The following is an 18,496-nucleotide window of genomic DNA, read 5'->3' on the forward strand; positions in this document are numbered from 1 at the left end:
TTGATTTATCCTAAGGCAAATGCCACACTAGAACGCACTAAGAAGTCTTCATGTTCTAAGAGTTTAATTAACTGTGGAACACCTGTTGATGATTTGATTTCTCCCATAGTCTCCGTAATTTCCGCGTGGGCGAGAATTTACAACTCGGCGTTGAGTGTTTGGAACTCGTGGGCGAGTTTATAATAAGGGTGGCGGAGGCATTATTATGGTCAAAGGTAACCTGGTATCGCCGTCTATGAATTTTCAAGCAATTCCAAGTTTAAATAAAATGTCCCTTCATGTTCTGGTTGAACGGGTTGAGTCGGGGTATTTTATGGCATCAGTGCCAGAGTTGCCTGATTGTGTGGCATTGGCTCAAACCCGTGAGGAGGCGATCTGCGCGGAGCGCAGCAGCGAAGCTATCGCCGCTCTACAGGAGAAGCTGAGAGTAAGGCTTTTGAATATTGAGGTTTTGACGCTAGAAGTTACAAATAATCCCTGGACAGAATTTATTGGGATGTTTGAGGGGGATAATGAGTTTGCAGAACTTGCGGCCCAACTGCGGGCAGAGCGCGAGTTGGATATAAACGGTACAGCATGAGCCTTTGGTTATTAGATACGGATCATGTGTCGCTGCTATTGGAACGGCATCCACAGGTAAGCCGTCGGGTGGCTGTTCTGGGAGCGGAGGTTGCGATTTCCATCGTCACAGTTCAGGAATTGTTTAATGGTTGGGTAGTGCGAATCAATAGTGCACGGGAAGTTGAACATGTTGTGCGGTTGTATGGAAAGTTGAGCCGGACAGTTGCTCTATTCGGACGGGTGAGAGTGTTGGATTTTGATGAGAAAGCAGGAGAAATGTTTGAGCGAACACTAAAAGAAAATCCGACGTTATCGAAACAGCGATTGCAGAAGGATATGCGAATTGCTGCAATTGCCTTGGTGAATGATGCAGTTGTGGTAACGCGAAACTATCGATCGAGATTTTTCTCAAGTATCAGGGTTAAATATTGAGGATTGGTCGCGGCAGGATAAATGAGATCAGGGTGTTGCTGAATGTAAAATACAAGAAAAAACTAAATATTTCCATATGATTATATTGAGGCAGCAGCCCACAGTTATGCATTCCCCGGCAGAGCCAGGGAACGAGGAAAAACAACAGCCAAGGGTTAGTAAACCCTTGGCTGATAGTGAAAGTCCTCTTAAGAGGACTAAAAACAAAGTCTGTTAATGCTTTTAGTCGGTTTTAACCGACTTTGCCTATTAGCCCGGAACTTTAGTTCTGGGCGGGTGAGTTGGCTGATGAAGAATAGTGCAATATCTTAGCCATCACCCTCTCACCTGACTCTGCTGCACTTGCTGCAACAACTTCTCCAAACTTTCCGCTGGTGCTAGACACTTCAAACCTTGGCAAACCAACCCAATACTTCCCTCTGGTAACTTCGATATCTCAACGAACGCAGTACTCGGTAAATACATGGAGTTAATAGAGTGTATCTGCTCTGCTGTCGTGCGGATTAAGGTACAGTTACGATACCAATCCAAGGCTGTAAACAAACTGGGACAAGCTTGGGGAGCACGGCTCATCACGCTTCTAAATGCTTTTAATCCTTGCTCGGCTAAATCCAAGTAATGAAGATTGTCGGTGACAAGAGCAAGCCGAACAAGGTTGGCGATCGCCACTCCATTTGCCGAAGGTGTCGCGTTATCTACATAGCTGCGCTCTCGCACAATCAAGTCTTGACTAGCGTCGCTTGATGTGTTGTGGTATCCGCCGAGTTCTACACTCCACAGATATTCGTGGAAGTCTTCTTGGATTGCGATCGCTCTTTCCAACCAGTTTTTTTGCTCAGGAGAACTGCTGTGTAAATCCAGTAGTGCTTTGATAAAAAAGGCGTAATCTTCAGATTGAGCTAAGACAGTAACTTGTCCCTCATAATTCAATCGGTAAAAACGCCCATCGACAAACTGATTATCCAAGATAAAGTTCGCCGCTTTCGCTGCAAGTTCCAGATACTCTGGTTGTTGGAAGACTGCATACGCCCTTGCTAAACCGGAAATCATCAAGCTATTCCAGGCGACAATCATCTTTGTATCTGTGACTGCGGGAATGCGTCCTTTCCAGTTTTCTGTTTTCGCTTCTTGGTTATTGCGTGCGGGTGGGAAAGTTTCCACGGACTCAGGTGCAGCACCGTAGCGAACAGCAAACAGTTTTGCGAGTGTGCTTTCGAGGGTTTGACTCAGTTTTCCAGCGTTACGCCTTTGCAACACATTCTGACTTTCAAAGTTACCGTCAGGCGTGACTGTAAACTGTTGTTGTAATTCTGTTAGTTCTTCGGGAGTCAGAAGTTGTTGCAATTCGCTGTAACTCCAGACGTAAAACGCGCCTTCTTCTGGTTCTACTTCTGTGGGAGTGGTGAAACTATCTGCGTCTTGCGCTGCATAAAAGTATCCAGATGGCGCTGTCATTTCGCGTTTCAGCCATTGGACAGTTGTGGCGATAGCTCTTTCAAAAGCTGCTTCTTGTACACCTGCGCTCCACAAGTTCGCCAAATACTCTACAATCTGTCCGTTGTCGTAGAGCATCTTTTCAAAGTGCGGTACTGTCCAAGTGTGGTCAACCGTGTAGCGATGAAATCCACCAGCCACATGATCATAAATTCCACCCAATGCCAGGTCTAGTCCCCGCTGGGTACAAACTTTATTGCCATCATACTGCGATCGTTCCCAGGCTGAGCCAGGGAACAAGAACCGACTTCCCCTCAATGCGAGTTCGGCGTAGGGAATCATCGGGAAGCTGTTACCATATTGATTGGGTGTAATAATGCTGGTTGAAGTTTCCCAACCTTTGTGCAACAATTCTTTATCTTGAGATTCTGTGATCCCATCTGACTGTAATACAGCAGAGGTGAGGAGTGACTCAACAATAGCTGCTTTGCGTTCACTTAAATCTTGTTTTTCTGTGTCGTAATAATGACGAATTGCTTGCAGAACTTGCAAAAACCCAGGACGACCGTAGCGTGGTTCAACTGGGAAGTAAGTACCAGCGTAGAATGGTATTAAATCATCTGGGGTGAGAAAAACGTTTAAAGGCCAACCCCCTTGACCACTCATCATCTGCAAAGCTTGCATATAGATGCTGTCAATATCTGGTCTTTCTTCTCTATCTACTTTTATCGGAAGAAAGTTGGCGTTCATGTACTCGGCTATAGCTAGGTTAGAAAAAGCTTCACCTTCCATAACAGTACACCAGTGGCAACTGGAGTAACCAATCGAAAGAAATATCGGTTTATTCTGTGCCTTTGCCGTTGCGAGTGCTTCGTCGCACCAAGACCACCAATCAATAGGGTTTTCGGCGTGTTTGCGGAGGTAGAGGCTTTTAGCTTGAGCTAGACGATTAGTCATGATAAAATTCTTGATGACAGCCTTCTTTGCTCAGTCTAGCTTGTGTTTGAGAGACATTCACTTACTAGCCTTAAACCACTCCGCACTAATATATCTTTATAACCTTAGAAGCTAACAGTTTTCTCATCTTAGACGAAATAAGAATTATTCATCTTATTCAAGATTGTTGGACAGAGTTCTGGCGATCGGTGCTGACAACGTACTTAAAGATGGTGTCGCTTGTGTTTTGATAGTTGTTGGGCTAAGACCTGCCAGTAGGTGGAGTAAAAAGGTAATGATGGCGGCTTGCACAAATTTTTCTAACATGGCGACTTCCTCTAACTTTTGGTGGGTGACATCTCAAATAGAATTTATGTAATAAGATGACTCCTGATATATCTATCTACCGCAAGAAGTAGTTAGATTCCGGAAAAGGCTGTAAAAATGGTGACAATGTTATGAAAAAGTCACAAACTGAAACCTTCCGTATAAAAACTTGGTTCGTTTTAAAAATTCGGTTTGTGGTTCTTTGAAAACAATCAGCCGTTGCAATCGATAAAATGTATGTAAATTAGTGACAAGCAGTCTGCATGATTCCTATCGTTATTGAACAATCAGGTCGTGGCGAACGCGCCTTTGATATTTACTCACGGCTGTTACGTGAGCGCATCCTTTTTTTGGGACAGCCGATTGATAGCAACGTCGCTAACTTGATTGTTGCTCAGCTGCTGTTCTTGGATGCAGAAGACTCGGAGAAAGACATTTATATGTACATAAACTCTCCTGGAGGTTCGGTAACAGCGGGTATGGGGATCTTCGATACTATGAAGCATATCCGCCCGAATGTCTGTACAATTTGTACCGGATTGGCGGCGAGTATGGGCGCTTTCCTTCTCAGCGCTGGAACCAAAGGTAAGCGGATGAGTTTACCTCATTCTCGGATTATGATTCACCAACCTTTGGGTGGCGCTCAAGGACAAGCGACTGATATCGAAATTCAGGCGCGCGAAATCCTCTATCACAAGCGCAAGCTAAATGAATATTTAGCCGAACACACAGGTCAGCCGTATGACAAAATTGCTGAGGATACAGAAAGGGACTTCTTTATGTCGCCTGAGGAATCAAAGGATTATGGATTAATCGACCAAGTGATTGATCGTCACGCTGCTGGTAGCCGTCCAATGGCGATGGTGTAGTCAGGGAACAGGGAACAGGGAACAGGGAACGCTTAACAGGGAACAGGCTTGAAACTCTCTCAGTGTCTGAGTTTTATGTTCAGTTTCTGTCCTAAAACACCTGGCAACAGCTATATCAGTGATTTACTGATAACCCTTCGGGAACGCCCGTCGCCTAGGTCGGGAAAGCCGTCATTCGCGCTGGCTCACTGATAACTGTTCACTGTTCACTGTTTCAAAATCCGGCTAATGGATCTGGAGGGGTGGGTTGAGATTCTAGATATCTGAGGAAATCGTGTAATTCTTCGTCAGTTAGTAAATGACGCGATCGCTTCCCATAAGCTTTAATCAAATAATCTCGCCCCTGTTCTGTTGTCCAACCTAGGCGCTGCATTTCAAGACCAATTTTAGCGATATCGTCGGACTGATCCACAGGTTCGCTCTTCTTCTTTTTCTTACCTGTGGTCGTCTGAGTTGGCACATCCTCAATTGAAGTACTGTAACTGCGTGATGGAAACGGTGTCACATTACTAGCAGAAGTCTCCGGCATCATATCATTTTCTGCTTGGTTACCAAACATCATCTCCAAATTTTGGAACGGCGTCTCAAATAACTGAGTTTCCTGGTTGTCAGTTGTAGAAAAACGTTCAATTATCTCCTCATTTTTAATATCGTTTTTACTGACAACAGATGAGATGACTGGTGATGTTGGGGTTGTTTGTGTTTGAGGAAACGTATTGACAGCGGCGGGATACGCAGACTCATTTAATTTTGTTGTTGTCAAAGTTGGCTGAACCTGCTTCACTGGTTCTGGGGAAATGACAACCGAATCTGGCGAATGACTCATTCCCAAAACGACAAGCGCTCTATTCCTGGCTTGGTCTTCTGCTTCCTCGACTGTTTCTGCTGCAGCCATTCCAGTGGCGCGTGTCACGCCATCAATTTGTACGCTTGCCCGGACAATATACTTACCGTGATAAATTTGTACTAATTCAGAAATAAGACTGCCTTGGGGATATTTGCTCTGAAATTGAGCCAACATAATACTGCTACCAATCTAAAATCTTTGACATTTCTACGCCGAAAAGGCGACTGTAAAACAAACGTTTGCGCCCAACTTGTGACTCCAAGCTTTAGCTCTGGTTTTGTTATGGACTATACTCCAAGTTAATTTAGCCAAGTCTAACGCTTAAGGAGTTTCATCCGCCTGCTTACAGATAACCGATGACCGACGACTGACTTCATCCGTGCCCTGATTGTAGCATGAGCTTTTGGGGTAAATTTTTCCTGAGTGCTTGTTGAGGAAGAGCGATTTCATGCTTGCTGCTATACTAATTACCTAATTAGTGATGTGGAACTATTTCCTGTAAGTGCGCTATATATCTACAATAATGAAGTAATGGTTCATCCTCACCTATTATGGACTGCTGAGCTAATTGTTTCCGATCCTACATATGGGTCAATTAGATATATCGGCAGTTTCTCCTAGTTAAAAATCAGAGTTACATGGCGTAGAAGTACCTTCACACAAGACAATCGAACACCTGCAGTTTCCCTAAAGAGAGCTTTTGGGCAGCGTGGAGAATTGTGCAACGTACGTCACTTAAAAACCCGTTACGTTATTAGCAAGGGGGCAAAATCTCAAACGGGCGTACTTTGGAAGATAGTCTTGAACAAGGAGCTTGGACACATCAACACTCTGAAATGTTCGTGCAGTGCCCTCTATGATTGGGCAATTCGTTTGCCCAAGGGTGTTTGTAGTCGTGAGGGTACACGAGCAAAAAACCAGAAAAAAAAAATGATCTTTTGACCAAAGGCCGGTTCACTGCATGGAATTTTCAATCGCTACACTTCTCGCCAATTTCACTGATGATAAATTGGTGGCTCGTAAACTCTTGGAAAAGAAACTTGGTTGTGAAGATGAAGTTAGTTTACAAAAACTTCATATTGCTTTAGAGATACTGGAAAAAATCGGGGTTTTAATCAAAGAACGTGGCAAATATCGTCGAGTCACAGAAGAAGGGCTGATTGAAGCAAAACTCCGTTGTTCCAGTAAAGGCTTTTGCTTTGCAATTCAAGACGTGGAAGGTTCCGAAGATATTTACATCCGCGAAAGTCATCTCAGTAACGCCTGGAATGGCGATCGCGTTTTGGTTAGAGTTCTCAAAGAAGGTAGTCGTCGTCGCTCCCCAGAAGGAGAGGTTAAGTTAATCTTAGAACGCTCCAATCACACTTTACTAGCGCGGATTAAGCAAGTAGAAAGTGGATTTCGTGCTGTACCTTTGGATGATAGATTACTGTTTGAACTCAAACTGCAACTAAACAGCGCTAAGTTGGAACAAGCAATTGACCACCTAGCTCATGTGGAAGTTCTACGTTACCCACTAGCACAATATCCTCCACTTGGTCGGGTAGTACAAATTCTTGGCAGTGATGCTGAAGCGGCGGCGGACATCGATTTAGTCACCTGTAAGCATGATCTTTCTCGTACTTTTCCAGAATCCGTACAGGAAGCAGCCTCAAAATTACCCAAAAAGCTGCTAAAAGCTGATTTAAAGAATCGCCTCGATTTGCGACCTCTGTTAACATTGAGTATTATTGGCAACAGTAATGACTCAACGATGGTCGAAAATGCTTTCACCTTGGAAAAAACAAGCGAAGAACATTGGCAGTTGGGCTTTCATATTGCAGATCTTTCTCATTTTATTCAACCAGACGAAGCCCTAGACCGAGAAGCACTAAAGCGCGGTCGCTCAGTTTATCTGGGAGAACTGGTACTGTCAATGTTGCCAGAAGGTGTTGCTGAACGCTGTGCTTTAGTACCTAAAACCGATCGCTTAGCGATTTCATTCTTAATAACAATTGATTCAAAATCAGGACAAGTTGGAGAATGGGAAGTACAACCCAGCGTTGTCAAAGTAGACGCCTCACTGAGTGAAGAACAAGTAGAAGCAATTCTCACAAACGAGTCAACCAAAGTCTCATCCTCCTTTGTAGAGATGGTGCAACAACTCGATAGTTTGCGCTACTTGTTAAAAGAGGTACGATCGAACCGTGGGTGCTTGCAGTTAAATTTGCCACCAAACCAAAACCCATACTATGATGAAGGCGCTATGGGGTGTGTGATGGTGAATGACTTACCTGTGCACTCCTTGTTAACTGAGTTTGTGCTACTGGTTAACCAACTTATAGCAACCCACTTTAATGCTTTGGGTATCCCAGCTATTTGGCGAGTTCAAAGCGCACCTGATGCCGAAGATGTGCAAGAAATGCTGAAATTAGCAATTAACTTGGGCGTCGAATTGTCACTAGATCCAGAAACAGATGTCCAACCCCTCGACTATCAACAGTTGACCAGAGTTTTCGCAGATTCAGCATCCGAGCAAGTTCTGACCTATTTGTTGCAAGATACACTCAAGCCAGCTACGTATAGTACAACCAAAGGACCTCACTTTGGCTTGTCTTTACCAGAGTACGTTCATTTCACTTCTCCTTTGCGGCGTTACCCAGATTTACTGATGCAAAGGGTATTTTATACATTACTTGAACACGGACGCGATCGCCGCACCACCCGTGTCAAAGAGCGTGTTAACCTGCGCCACTCAAACAGCCACGGTGAAATCAACTGGAACGTCCTACCGCCAGAATTGCAACAAGAACTCCAAAGCGATTTGACAAGGGTGATTATTCAGCTCAACGATAGAGAAAAAGAAGTTCAAGAAGCAGAAGCCGATTTAGCAGGATTGCAAAGAGCCTCACTGATGAAACAGCGTATCAGCGAAGTTTTCACTGGTGTGATCACAGGTGTGCAGTCCTACGGGTTCTTTGTAGAAATTGAAGTTCCACCAACTGTGTCAAACTCAGTTAGCAATCCTCGCGTACCTCTACGAGTAGAAGGACTTGTCCACGTCAGTTCTCTCAAAGACGATTGGTATGAGTATCGCGCCAGACAGCAGGCGTTATTTGGTCGCAAAAATCGTGCATCCTATAGATTAGGCGATCGCGTAGCTGTACAGGTTAAGAGTGTTGATTATTATCGCCAGCAAATCGATTTAGTCACTGTTGGCAGCGATGGCATGCCAGTTTTTGGTAAAGATGTCAGCTTCTCGAATGGAGAAGATACAAACCTTTACTTATCACATGAAACTATTGAGCCTGATGAGTTAGACCTGTATCCTGAGGAGGAATAAAAAGACGAGCACCGCTTTACGGAATTCAAAATATGCCCTGAGCCGCTACGGGCACCCATTTTACGCTGATTCAAAAAATTTTGTGTTTTTGGTTTTTGATATTTTGTCAAAAACTAAGAGTATGGGGGATAAGGCAATAGGGGAGCCACTGCCGTCCGCGACTTTAAGCGTTGAGGCATGTGGCGTGAGCCAGTACAGCAAGCGCGTAGCGTAGCACTTTGTGCCATAGTCCTTGTTTCCCTTTCCTGACAAAGACGCTACGCGAACACACTTATTGTGGCGTCGCGCCTAGGGGAAAAAATTAGTGGGGATCTCAATTCCCACTAACACCCCTTGGGTTGCACTCCGCACTATTGAACTACTTAATAATTAACAACTAACAATTAAGAAGTAACAACATTCCTAATTTCCAATCTCCAGTAAGTCTTGCTATAAAAATACGTGTCAATTCATACAAAACCACTCATTTTAGGCGTATCAGGTGCATCTGGTCTGATTTACGCGGTTCGTGCTCTTAAATTTCTGCTAGAAGCTGAGTATGCAGTTGAATTAGTTGCTTCCAAGTCAACTTACATGGTTTGGCAATCTGAGCAGAATATTCGTATGCCACCAGAACCGACTCAACAAGAGCAATTTTGGCGACAGCAAACCGGAGTCGAAGGGATCGGCAAACTATGTTGTCATTCTTGGAGTAATGTTGGGGCAAACATTGCCAGTGGTTCCTTTCGCACTCTAGGAATGATTGTGATGCCATGCAGTATGGCTACTGTAGCCAAACTGGCAGCTGGTTTAAGTTCCGACTTACTCGAACGAGCAGCGGATGTCCAACTTAAGGAGGGACGAAAATTGATTCTCGTTCCTCGTGAAACTCCCTTTAGCTTAATTCACCTTCGTAATTTAACGACTTTAGCCGAAGCCGGAGCCAGAATTGTTCCTGCCATTCCTGCCTGGTATCACAATCCCAAAACCATTGAGGATTTAGTTGATTTTGTGGTTGCCCGTGCATTGGATCAACTAGATATCGATTGTATACCTATTCAAAGATGGCAAGGTCGTCAAGATTAGTCAAAATAGGGGAGATAGGGCTATTGAGTTACCCGCAGGGCTATCACAGCGAGACAGGAGATCTTCCCCGTAAAGGTCAAAAGTCAAAATTTGACTAATGGCTCATGACCCTTCGGGTTCGCCCTTCGGGTTCGCCAGTCGCCTGCGGAGGGAAACCCTCCCGCAGCGCTGGACTCACCAGATGCCTGCGGAGGGAAACCCTCCCGCAGCACTGGTCTCACTAATGACTAATGACTAATGACTAATGACTAATGACTAAACAACTATGGCTGTATTTCGTTTATTTTTGTTAATGACCGTGTTAGGAGGACTAACGCTTTTAGTGGTGCAAAACTTGTCACCTGTCCTCCCATTGGTATTTTTGGGAATGAAATCTAAAGCATTACCACTGGCGATTTGGATTTTATTCAGTACTACAGCGGGTGCTTTTACCACTGTATTCGTCACAAGCTTATTTAACTTCTCTAACTTTTTCGCGGGACAACAACGTCAAACCCCAGTCAGAACAGCCACAACTTCCACAGCAAAGAGTCAAACTCCTAAGGAAGAACCAACACCTCGTCCTTCTCCTTCATCATCAAGTCGTAAAAGTGAGTCAACACGAAATAGTGATCCACTTAATGATTGGGAAACAGATAACAGCACAGATGATTGGGACTTTGAAGAAAAAAAAGAACAAGCACCTACACCCAATTCTCAAAACACACAGGTGAGGGACTCTAAGACTTATGAACCTCAACAACAACCATCAAGCACTAACAAGTCAGATTCAGCTTACTCCTACAGCTACCGCGAACCGAAAAATTCTGGCGTCGGGAAAACTGAATCCGTTTACGATGCTGATTATCGAGTTATTATCCCCCCTTATCAACCACCAACGACCAATCAAGCTCAAACCAATCAAGCTCAGGATGATGATTGGGGATTTCTCGATGAGGATATTGAAGATCAAGACAAGCGTCCCCGTCGTTGAGTAGAATAGAATACTACCTATTAAATTCCACATCCCCCACGTGACTCCTGCTTAACTTTTCCGGTCATGGCAGCTTCCTGCAAGGTCATGAAAGCATTTAAATCTTCAAGATCATACCGGGTTGTCAGCAGCTGTCGCAATTCATTTTCTGCCTCAACGGTCAAATAGCCAGTTGCTAAAGCTTTTTGCACAACATCTCGAATCCGAATCATGGTTGAAACCTCAAACGACCACAGTTATGGCACAGTTATTTAATCAGGTTGTTCTTGATAAAATATGCAATGGCTTTGTGCCTCAACGGCTTAGTTAAGAGATATTTTTTGTATTTGTTATGAAATGTTGTCATCTTTTACACCTTGATCGAAAACACTGGTTTGTTGACTACAAGTTAGTGCAACTCATTCGTGTGACACCAATGTAGTGTCGTGATAAGTATGGTCTTATTTCGTACACACAAGTGTACCGTTCAGTGGTAGTCACGCTCGTATATGTTGACCGACATAATCACGATAAAGTTTCAATCAAGATTTATTGAATTTGTATATAAGCCCAAAAATACGCAAGTAACAATAGGCAAGTAACCTAACAAATATTACTAAAATGATATAAGTTCATTGCATTTAAAAGCTAATTTTTTATAAATAATAATTATATTTTTTGGTTCAGCAACTTGAAATAAATAACGGTAGTGATGGTATGTCGTTTCAATAAAGTAGACAAGGAATTTACAGAAGCTAAAAATAGATTTAAAGTAGAGTCAGAAGTAGTTCGTCTTAATGCTGAAGCGCAACTACAAACAAACATGACTATTGACTTGTTAAAAGGCGTTAATCTGTACCTAATTGGCATGATGGGCGTTGGCAAAACGACTGTAGGACGCTTATTAGGGCAGCATTTGGGTTACGGATTTGTTGATATTGACACTTGTGTAGAGAAGGCTGGCGGTGGAAAATCGATAACTGAATTATTTGCCGAACTTGGAGAACCAGCGTTTCGCCAATTGGAAAGTCAGGTACTCTCACAAGTTTGTGCTTTCACCAAGCTTGTCATCGCAACAGGTGGAGGTATTGTCGTACAGCAACAAAACTGGAGTTACCTACACCATGGTTTAATTGTCTGGCTGGATGCATCAGTGGAAATACTTTGCGCTCGATTAGCAGAAGATACAACAAGACCACTGCTGCAAAATGTTGACCGCAAGGCAAAGCTGCAATTTCTCCTGGAACAAAGACAACATCTTTACCGACAAGCAGATTTGCGAATTACCGTAAACGAAGGAGAAACCCCAGAAGAAATTGCCACAAAAATTATAGAGCAAATTCCTAGCGTTCTTAAACCTGGAGTTTTGTCTACTGAATAATCATAAAAGTTAACAATTTTTAGTAAATATGAAAATTTTAATTTTGTAGGTAGATAATACTTTAACTATAATATTAGGATTTTCTTGAGCGAAACTAAAACCGCAATATCTATACAATAGCTTCCCATGATGGTCAGCGAAACTGAGTACATGATCAAGCAGGATGCCGCCAGCCGGGTAGAAGTGCTAAGCGAAGCACTACCCTATATTCAACAATTTAGTGGTCGAACCATTGTCGTCAAATACGGTGGCGCGGCAATGAAAGATAGTAATCTTAAAGATAAAGTCATCCGTGACATCGTATTCCTATCTTGTGTTGGTTTACGACCAATTGTGGTGCATGGCGGTGGACCAGAAATTAATAGTTGGCTGGGTAAACTGGGAATCGAAGCCCAATTTAAAAATGGTTTGCGAGTGACTGATGCTCCTACAATGGATGTTGTGGAAATGGTGTTAGTTGGTCGAGTTAATAAAGAAATAGTTACCTTGATTAGCAAAGCTGGTGGTTCAGCAGTGGGAATGTGCGGCAAAGATGGTAACTTAATCAGGGCTAGACCTCAAGGTGAAGAAGGTATCGGTTTTGTGGGAGAAGTTTGCTCTGTCGATACCAAAATCTTGGAAACACTAGTTAATAATGGCTATATTCCTGTCGTGTCTAGCGTTGCAGCAGACGAGACAGGACAACCTTACAATATTAATGCAGATACTGTTGCAGGAGAGATAGCAGCAGCAATAGGGGCGGAAAAGTTGATTTTGCTGACGGATACCAGGGGAATTCTCAAAGATTATAAAGATCCTTCTACCCTGATTCAAAGAGTAGACATTCAAGAAGCACGCGAGTTGATTACAACAGGTGTTGTTAGTGGTGGGATGATTCCTAAAGTTAATTGTTGTGTGCGATCGCTGGCCCAAGGAGTCCGTGCAGCTCATATCATTGATGGTCGCATTCCACACGCACTGCTACTGGAAATCTTCACTGATGTTGGTATCGGTACAATGCTTGTTGGCTCCCAGTTTACAACTTAGAATATTAGTTCAAATGTTGCAGCAGGCTTGCACAAGTCGTCGTACGCATATTGCGGTAAAATCCATAACAACGGTAGCTGAGAGTTGATAATGCTTACGATTTCGTTTGTGCAGCTTGCCTAACAACTTGTTCGTCCAAACCTAACGCTTGGGCTATCTGCTCAATACTCAACCCCAACGCCAATAACTGGGGTAGCGTTTCCAACTTCCCTTCTTCTTTGCCTTCTTCTTTGCCTTCTGCAAAAACTTCTTGGTAAAATCTAGTTTGTTTTAACTCGCTTAATCCGAACATTTTTCCGATCTCCTCCCGGCTCAAGCGCGGCAATTTATAAATTAATATCGTCTCTATCAATTCTATAATTTCCCTCTGTTGGGCGGCATCTCTAATTTCTTTTCGAGCGCTGTTTACTATCTGTGTAGCTTTTATTGTCGCTGTTGATTCTGGTTCGATGATTAGTTTAACTGTATCAATCCCGATTGATGATGTCCCTATTGAGCTTAATTCATCAAGATAGACACGACTCACTCTGGGTGAATTAAATAATTCTGCGTATCTTTGTGTATCTCCATTGTCAACACTACGGTTAGGAAAGATGATCACACTAGCAAGAGTATTAGTTAATTCAGTTTGATTGAGATAGTTAAAGATTTCTGTGAATAAACGTGAGTAGAATTTTTTGTCTGGTTGAAATTGCACCTCCACAAAATAGATGGGTAAGTAGTTCTGCTGCGTTTGGTAAGAAAACACCATCGATTCTAAATGCCAGTTGTTTGACTTCTACTGAAGAAAATTGGTAAGCCTGAGCTAATTGTGGTGGTTGGTTAATCAGTTCAAAGAAAGTGCTAGGGATGCTCTGGAAGATACGATAAAAAATACTGTCTGTTTTCAAGGCTAGTTTTTCAGGGGAATGAGTTTGTCTTAGCGCGCAACTCTAAAAGATCGCCACTGCTTAATAGCAGTATGAATGACTCTTGTACCTTTTTTGCAAAACTTAGAAAGAGACATCTCCAGAAATTAATGATGCGTTACCTGAAACCCTTGTAGAGACGTTACATGTAACGTCTCTACATTCTTTTTCGGAGATGTCTAATATAAAACTCTCATTCAGCAACGCTAACCAATCAAGTTTTTAACTTGATGAACGCAGATTCAGTATTACATTGTTGGATGAGATTAGGGGCGATGATCGCCCTTACTGTATACTTTTTGATAAATGATAAATTTTATTATTTAATTCTAACTATGACCATTACCCTAACCATGAAAGAAGAGCTGGAACTATGGGCAGAAGCTGACCAAAATACTTTGCAAAATCCAGAACCTCATGAATTTGTTGGTCAAATACCTAGGCAGCTTGGTACAGGTTATGTACGAGACATTGAGGTGCATCCCAATCTTTGGCTGAAGATTTTGGACTATGAGTATCACGATGAAGTGCTGATCAAAATCCCCGATTGGGATCACCCTCTGCAATTTCATGTACTGGCAAATTACGACCCGCAGCAACACAGTTGTTAGGCTGCCTGTTCAACCTTCTGTTTGAGATGTTGTAACCATGTTTGAAGCGACGTATCAAGCATCTGTTGCATCATGCCTCTTAACAGACGTACCAACCAACCTTCAAATGATTCCTCAGTTCTGACGAGCACACCTTTTTCATGCGGTTCAAGTATCCATATGTGAATGGCTTGCGTGCCTATTGCCTTACCTGTCCAGCTAATTCGACGTGATGGTTCAACTTCTTGTAGTGTTGATAGAATAGCAGTCCCACCTGATTTCCAACGAAATACAGAACCAGGCTCAAGCAGTCCTTCTAGTTTGGACTCTGAAATATTCGGATACCAAACATTCCAATGATTGATGTCAGTAAGGGTCTGCCATATCGTCTCGCTTGAGGCGTTAATCATAATTTCATGTCGAGAAATAGCTGGTGCTTTGGAGTTAATTTCCATAATGTATCTCTGTTGCGGCAGTCTCATACTACAAGGCGCATATCACCCCCTGCATTGACTTGGGTTAAGAAATACCCCTGTGATAAACTCTCCGCTTCAAACGGCTTAGCGATTCCGGTTCAATACCAAGATGCGACGCAAGATAGTGTTGCGGAATGCGCTCTAATAGATGTGGCTCAGTCTTGAGTAGGTGAAGATAACGCTGTTCAGGAGTATCCCGGTACAAAGACATTAGGCGATCACGCAACCGAAAAGCTAAATATTCTACTATCAGCCGCAATAACTTCTGACCATCCGGCGCTGACTCTAAGGCTTGAATAACCTGTTGATTCACAATTAACACTTGTGAATCTTCAATCGCCTGACAGGAAAAACAAGCGGGACGTTGCAGCCGGAAACTTTCGTAGTCACCTAAGGTATGATTTTCAGGATGAAAAAACAACGTCAGTTCTTTGCCGTCTTTTAGAAAAAACATTCTTAGACAGCCTTTTAGCGTCAAACCAACAAACTCACAAATATCACCCTCTCGAAACAGGAACTCTCCCTTATTAAGCTTTCTTGACTCTAAAAGAGGTTCAACCAGTATCCAGTCAATTTTGAAGTTAGGAGAAATTTCCTGAATAAACAAGCGCAACGGTTCGTACATTTGGCAATCTAATCTTGAGCTTCTGATGCCTGAACATCTTCTTTGGCAAAAAAGTCATCTTGACAAGAATAGGGTGAGCATAACCCATGCCCACCCTACACCAGATGTGTATACAGAGTCAATTCAAAAGCGCATCTATTCAGAATGTGACTCCAAAAAGCGATATTTTACCGAATCTTAGCCAAGATTTGCCAGTAACAGCTCTCGCTTCTCAGACTTGTTGACTTTGACTTGACCGTCATCGTCCACATCCACAATAGCTGTGTCACCTTCTGTAATCTCACCTGAAAGCATGGCTTCAGCCAGAGAATCTTCCAAGAGGCGCATAATCGCCCGACGTAACGGTCTTGCGCCGTAGCTGGGGTTGTAGCCTTCTTGTAGTACACGGTCTTTGAAGCGATCGCTCACTTCCAAACTTATTCCCTTCTCAGTCAAGCGGCTTCCTACTTCGCGCAGCATTATATCAGCAATTTGCTTAACTTCATCTTTCTTAAGTTGAGTGAAGACAATAATCTCATCAAGACGGTTGAGGAATTCTGGACGGAAGTATGATTTCAGTTCTTCATTCACCAGCATTTTGATGCGGTTGTAAGTCGCCTCAGCTTCATCTTCGCTAAACTGGAAGCCCAAACCGCCGCCACCTTTTTCAATCACCTTAGAACCGATGTTAGAGGTCATGATAATCAGCGTGTTCTTGAAGTCCACAGTCCGACCTTTCGCATCAGTAAGACGACCGTCATCCAAGATTTGCAGCAGCATATTGAACACATCGGGATGCGCTTTTTCGATTTCGTCGAAAAGCACTACCGTATAGGGTTTGCGCCGTACTGCTTCAGTCAGTTGTCCGCCTTCGTCGTATCCAACGAAACCAGGAGGTGAACCAATCAGCTTAGAAACGGTGTGGCGTTCCATGAATTCGGACATATCCACACGAATCATCGCATCTTCAGCACCAAAGAAGTAAGAAGCCAATGCTTTAGCTAGTTCTGTCTTACCAACTCCTGTGGGACCAGAGAAGATAAAGCTTGCAATCGGTCGGTTAGGATTCTTTAACCCAACTCTAGCGCGACGGATGGATTTAGAAACTGCAGTCACTGCTTGCTCTTGACCGATGAGACGCTGGTGAAGAGTGTCTTCTAAGTGCAGCAGCATCTCTGATTCCGATTCAGTCAACTTGTTGACTGGGACACCAGTCCAAGAAGCGACAATCTGAGCAATATCTTCCTCATCAACAATTGGGCTATTGACAGATTGAGCATCTTGTGCAAGGCGCAATTTTGTTTCGAGTTCCAACTCTTGATCGCGCAGTTTACCAGCTTTATCAAAGTCCTGAGTTTTAACAGCTTCCTGTTTTTGCTTAGTCACTAGCGCCAATTCGCGCTTGAGTTCGCGATCTTCGGACTTGATAGAGTTCCGTAGGTGAACACGAGAACCTGCTTCATCAATCAAGTCAATGGCTTTATCAGGTAAGAAGCGATCGCTAATGTAGCGATCTGACAAGTTAGCTGCAGCAACAACAGCCGCATCAGAGATTTGAACTTTGTGGTGCTGCTCGTAAGCAGAGCGCAACCCGTATAATATCTGGATGGTTTCTTCAACCGATGGTTCACCGATCATAATCGGTTGGAAACGACGCTCTAGGGCTGCATCGCGCTCAATGTGTTGACGGTACTCATCAAGAGTGGTTGCGCCAATACACTGGAGTTCACCTCGTGCCAATGCGGGTTTCAGGATGTTAGCTGCATCCATACCACCTTCTGTGCCACCTGCACCAACCAAAGTGTGAACTTCATCTATCACCAGGATGATATTACCCGCTGTGCGGATTTCATCCATGATTTTCTTGAGGCGTTCTTCAAAATCGCCACGGAAGCGAGTACCAGCCACTAGTGACCCCATGTCGAGGCTGATGACTTGTTTGTCTTGTAGAATGTCGGGAACATCTTGGTTTACAATGCGTTGGGCAAGACCTTCGGCGATCGCTGTTTTACCAACACCTGGTTCCCCAATCAGCACAGGATTATTCTTAGTGCGGCGTCCCAAAATCTGGACAGCACGCTCAATTTCCTTCTCACGACCGACAACAGGGTCGAGATTGCCTTCTTGCGCTTGTTTGGTAAGATTTCTACCAAATTCCTCTAAAGTTAAATTTTGGGTACGTTTTGAACCGCCGCCACGGGAACCGGAAACAGATGTCGCCTCACCCAACTGACGAATCACTGCAGTACGGATTTGCGACAAATCAAGCCCCAAATTTTGCAGGACTTTAGCGGCGACACCCTCACCAGCTTCAGTCAATCCCAAGAGTAAGTGTTCAGTACCTATATAATTATTTCCCAGGCTGCGAGCTTCCTTAAAGCCTTGCTCAAATAAACTTTTCACCTTGGGAGTAAAAGGAATTTCCGGGGGTACAAAACCAGAACCCCGACCTATAATTCTTTCGACTTCGCGACGTGCATCTTTGAGGGTAACGCCCAAGTCGGTCAGCACTTTGGCAGCAACCCCTGATCCTTCTCCAATCAGCCCGAGGAGAATTTGCTCCGTCCCTACGAAATTGTGTCCCAGGCGGCGCGCCTCTTCCTGGGCTAGCATAATAACTTTAATGGCTTCGGATGTGAAGTGTTCAAACATATTGGGTTTGTGCTCCCTTGCTGCTTGGGCTAAAGGTGATTTCAGTAGTATAGAGAATGAAGCTTGACGGTAGTTCTGAGGAATGTGAATGGCGGGTGCTAGTTTGATACATTT

18 protein-coding genes and 1 pseudogene are annotated in these 18,496 nt (G+C 43.6%); 10 read left to right on the forward strand and 9 right to left on the reverse strand.

Features of this window, described 5'->3' with window-relative positions; all coding sequences use genetic code 11:
* Nucleotides 1-5: 5 nt before the first annotated feature.
* Complete coding sequence (locus tag DP114_RS34695; RefSeq protein WP_246163049.1) at nucleotides 6-107, reverse strand: HEAT repeat domain-containing protein; 102 nt, start codon at nucleotides 105-107, stop codon at nucleotides 6-8.
* A 98-nt stretch (nucleotides 108-205) separates the two neighbouring features.
* On the opposite strand from DP114_RS34695, the gene DP114_RS04395 reads away from it, so the two are divergent.
* A complete protein-coding gene (locus DP114_RS04395; protein ID WP_246163050.1) occupies nucleotides 206-580 on the forward strand; it encodes a type II toxin-antitoxin system HicB family antitoxin in 375 nt (124 codons plus the stop codon).
* Nucleotides 577-993, forward strand: coding sequence for a type II toxin-antitoxin system VapC family toxin (locus DP114_RS04400; protein WP_246163051.1), 417 nt, complete (start codon nucleotides 577-579; stop codon nucleotides 991-993). The genes DP114_RS04395 and DP114_RS04400 overlap by 4 nt, the downstream gene beginning before the upstream one ends.
* 315 nt (nucleotides 994-1,308) lie before the next feature.
* Here DP114_RS04400 and DP114_RS04405 read toward each other — a convergent pair whose 3' ends face one another.
* On the reverse strand, nucleotides 1,309-3,384 hold the full coding sequence (locus tag DP114_RS04405) for a thioredoxin domain-containing protein (RefSeq protein WP_171975539.1): 2,076 nt from the start codon (nucleotides 3,382-3,384) through the stop codon (nucleotides 1,309-1,311).
* 153 nt (nucleotides 3,385-3,537) lie between these two features.
* The gene (locus DP114_RS04410) at nucleotides 3,538-3,690 is read right to left on the reverse strand and encodes a hypothetical protein (protein WP_169263654.1); all 153 of its coding nucleotides are present in this window, start codon (nucleotides 3,688-3,690) and stop codon (nucleotides 3,538-3,540) included.
* Nucleotides 3,691-3,953: 263 nt separating this feature from the next.
* Here DP114_RS04410 and clpP point away from each other — a divergent pair, with 263 nt between their 5' ends.
* Nucleotides 3,954-4,559: an ATP-dependent Clp endopeptidase proteolytic subunit ClpP gene (gene clpP / locus DP114_RS04415; RefSeq protein ID WP_169263653.1), complete on the forward strand. Its 606-nt coding sequence runs from the start codon at nucleotides 3,954-3,956 to the stop codon at nucleotides 4,557-4,559.
* Between the two features lie 214 nt (nucleotides 4,560-4,773).
* On the opposite strand, the gene DP114_RS04420 is transcribed toward clpP, so the two are convergent.
* Nucleotides 4,774-5,580, reverse strand: coding sequence for a hypothetical protein (locus DP114_RS04420; protein ID WP_169263652.1), 807 nt, complete (start codon nucleotides 5,578-5,580; stop codon nucleotides 4,774-4,776).
* Nucleotides 5,581-6,367: 787 nt separating this feature from the next.
* Here DP114_RS04420 and DP114_RS04425 point away from each other — a divergent pair.
* The 4 genes from DP114_RS04425 to DP114_RS04440 all read left to right on the forward strand — a co-directional run bounded on the left by DP114_RS04425 (nucleotide 6,368) and on the right by DP114_RS04440 (nucleotide 10,766).
* A complete protein-coding gene (locus DP114_RS04425; RefSeq protein ID WP_171975540.1) occupies nucleotides 6,368-8,728 on the forward strand; it encodes a ribonuclease R family protein in 2,361 nt (786 codons plus the stop codon).
* A 441-nt stretch (nucleotides 8,729-9,169) separates the two neighbouring features.
* Complete coding sequence (locus DP114_RS04430; protein ID WP_169263650.1) at nucleotides 9,170-9,793, forward strand: flavin prenyltransferase UbiX; 624 nt, start codon at nucleotides 9,170-9,172, stop codon at nucleotides 9,791-9,793.
* Between the two features lie 97 nt (nucleotides 9,794-9,890).
* On the forward strand, nucleotides 9,891-10,031 hold the full coding sequence (locus DP114_RS04435) for a hypothetical protein (protein ID WP_171975120.1): 141 nt from the start codon (nucleotides 9,891-9,893) through the stop codon (nucleotides 10,029-10,031).
* Nucleotides 10,032-10,058: 27 nt separating this feature from the next.
* Complete coding sequence (locus DP114_RS04440; RefSeq protein ID WP_171975541.1) at nucleotides 10,059-10,766, forward strand: LapA family protein; 708 nt, start codon at nucleotides 10,059-10,061, stop codon at nucleotides 10,764-10,766.
* A 20-nt stretch (nucleotides 10,767-10,786) separates the two neighbouring features.
* Here DP114_RS04440 and DP114_RS04445 read toward each other — a convergent pair whose 3' ends face one another.
* Nucleotides 10,787-10,978 (reverse strand): hypothetical protein, encoded by a 192-nt coding sequence (locus tag DP114_RS04445; protein WP_169263648.1) that lies wholly within the window; start codon nucleotides 10,976-10,978, stop codon nucleotides 10,787-10,789.
* Between the two features lie 590 nt (nucleotides 10,979-11,568).
* Here DP114_RS04445 and DP114_RS04450 point away from each other — a divergent pair.
* Both DP114_RS04450 and argB read left to right on the forward strand, forming a co-directional pair.
* Nucleotides 11,569-12,126: a shikimate kinase gene (locus DP114_RS04450; RefSeq protein ID WP_169263662.1), complete on the forward strand. Its 558-nt coding sequence runs from the start codon at nucleotides 11,569-11,571 to the stop codon at nucleotides 12,124-12,126.
* Between the two features lie 129 nt (nucleotides 12,127-12,255).
* Nucleotides 12,256-13,152 (forward strand): acetylglutamate kinase, encoded by an 897-nt coding sequence (gene argB / locus DP114_RS04455; RefSeq protein WP_169263661.1) that lies wholly within the window; start codon nucleotides 12,256-12,258, stop codon nucleotides 13,150-13,152.
* A 94-nt stretch (nucleotides 13,153-13,246) separates the two neighbouring features.
* Here argB and DP114_RS04460 read toward each other — a convergent pair.
* Nucleotides 13,247-14,042: pseudogene (locus DP114_RS04460) on the reverse strand (Rpn family recombination-promoting nuclease/putative transposase).
* A gap of 353 nt (nucleotides 14,043-14,395) precedes the next feature.
* Here DP114_RS04460 and DP114_RS04465 point away from each other — a divergent pair.
* Nucleotides 14,396-14,671, forward strand: coding sequence for a hypothetical protein (locus DP114_RS04465; protein ID WP_171975542.1), 276 nt, complete (start codon nucleotides 14,396-14,398; stop codon nucleotides 14,669-14,671).
* Here DP114_RS04465 and DP114_RS04470 read toward each other — a convergent pair.
* From DP114_RS04470 to DP114_RS04480, 3 genes are all read right to left on the reverse strand, one after another.
* Nucleotides 14,668-15,105 (reverse strand): SRPBCC family protein, encoded by a 438-nt coding sequence (locus DP114_RS04470; RefSeq protein ID WP_169263646.1) that lies wholly within the window; start codon nucleotides 15,103-15,105, stop codon nucleotides 14,668-14,670. The two genes, DP114_RS04465 and DP114_RS04470, sit on opposite strands and share 4 nt — an antisense overlap.
* 64 nt (nucleotides 15,106-15,169) lie before the next feature.
* Entirely contained in the window at nucleotides 15,170-15,751 is a 582-nt protein-coding gene (locus tag DP114_RS04475) for a Crp/Fnr family transcriptional regulator (RefSeq protein WP_169263645.1), read from the reverse strand.
* A gap of 177 nt (nucleotides 15,752-15,928) precedes the next feature.
* Complete coding sequence (locus DP114_RS04480) at nucleotides 15,929-18,382, reverse strand: ATP-dependent Clp protease ATP-binding subunit (RefSeq protein WP_171975543.1); 2,454 nt, start codon at nucleotides 18,380-18,382, stop codon at nucleotides 15,929-15,931.
* Nucleotides 18,383-18,496 lie beyond the last annotated feature (114 nt).

The sequence above is a fragment of the Brasilonema sennae CENA114 genome (assembly GCF_006968745.1).
GTDB classification, from domain to species: Bacteria; Cyanobacteriota; Cyanobacteriia; order Cyanobacteriales; family Nostocaceae; genus Brasilonema; species Brasilonema sennae.

Coding starts and splice junctions, on each gene's coding strand:
- DP114_RS34695 (WP_246163049.1), bottom strand. CDS start 107: ATGGGAGAAATCAAATCATCAACAGGTGTTCCACAGTTAATTAAACTC.
- DP114_RS04395 (WP_246163050.1), top strand. CDS start 206: ATGGTCAAAGGTAACCTGGTATCGCCGTCTATGAATTTTCAAGCAATT.
- DP114_RS04400 (WP_246163051.1), top strand. CDS start 577: ATGAGCCTTTGGTTATTAGATACGGATCATGTGTCGCTGCTATTGGAA.
- DP114_RS04405 (WP_171975539.1), bottom strand. CDS start 3,384: ATGACTAATCGTCTAGCTCAAGCTAAAAGCCTCTACCTCCGCAAACAC.
- DP114_RS04410 (WP_169263654.1), bottom strand. CDS start 3,690: ATGTTAGAAAAATTTGTGCAAGCCGCCATCATTACCTTTTTACTCCAC.
- clpP (WP_169263653.1), top strand. CDS start 3,954: ATGATTCCTATCGTTATTGAACAATCAGGTCGTGGCGAACGCGCCTTT.
- DP114_RS04420 (WP_169263652.1), bottom strand. CDS start 5,580: ATGTTGGCTCAATTTCAGAGCAAATATCCCCAAGGCAGTCTTATTTCT.
- DP114_RS04425 (WP_171975540.1), top strand. CDS start 6,368: ATGGAATTTTCAATCGCTACACTTCTCGCCAATTTCACTGATGATAAA.
- DP114_RS04435 (WP_171975120.1), top strand. CDS start 9,891: ATGGCTCATGACCCTTCGGGTTCGCCCTTCGGGTTCGCCAGTCGCCTG.
- DP114_RS04440 (WP_171975541.1), top strand. CDS start 10,059: ATGGCTGTATTTCGTTTATTTTTGTTAATGACCGTGTTAGGAGGACTA.
- DP114_RS04445 (WP_169263648.1), bottom strand. CDS start 10,978: ATGATTCGGATTCGAGATGTTGTGCAAAAAGCTTTAGCAACTGGCTAT.
- DP114_RS04450 (WP_169263662.1), top strand. CDS start 11,569: ATGACTATTGACTTGTTAAAAGGCGTTAATCTGTACCTAATTGGCATG.
- argB (WP_169263661.1), top strand. CDS start 12,256: ATGGTCAGCGAAACTGAGTACATGATCAAGCAGGATGCCGCCAGCCGG.
- DP114_RS04465 (WP_171975542.1), top strand. CDS start 14,396: ATGACCATTACCCTAACCATGAAAGAAGAGCTGGAACTATGGGCAGAA.
- DP114_RS04470 (WP_169263646.1), bottom strand. CDS start 15,105: ATGGAAATTAACTCCAAAGCACCAGCTATTTCTCGACATGAAATTATG.
- DP114_RS04475 (WP_169263645.1), bottom strand. CDS start 15,751: ATGTACGAACCGTTGCGCTTGTTTATTCAGGAAATTTCTCCTAACTTC.
- DP114_RS04480 (WP_171975543.1), bottom strand. CDS start 18,382: ATGTTTGAACACTTCACATCCGAAGCCATTAAAGTTATTATGCTAGCC.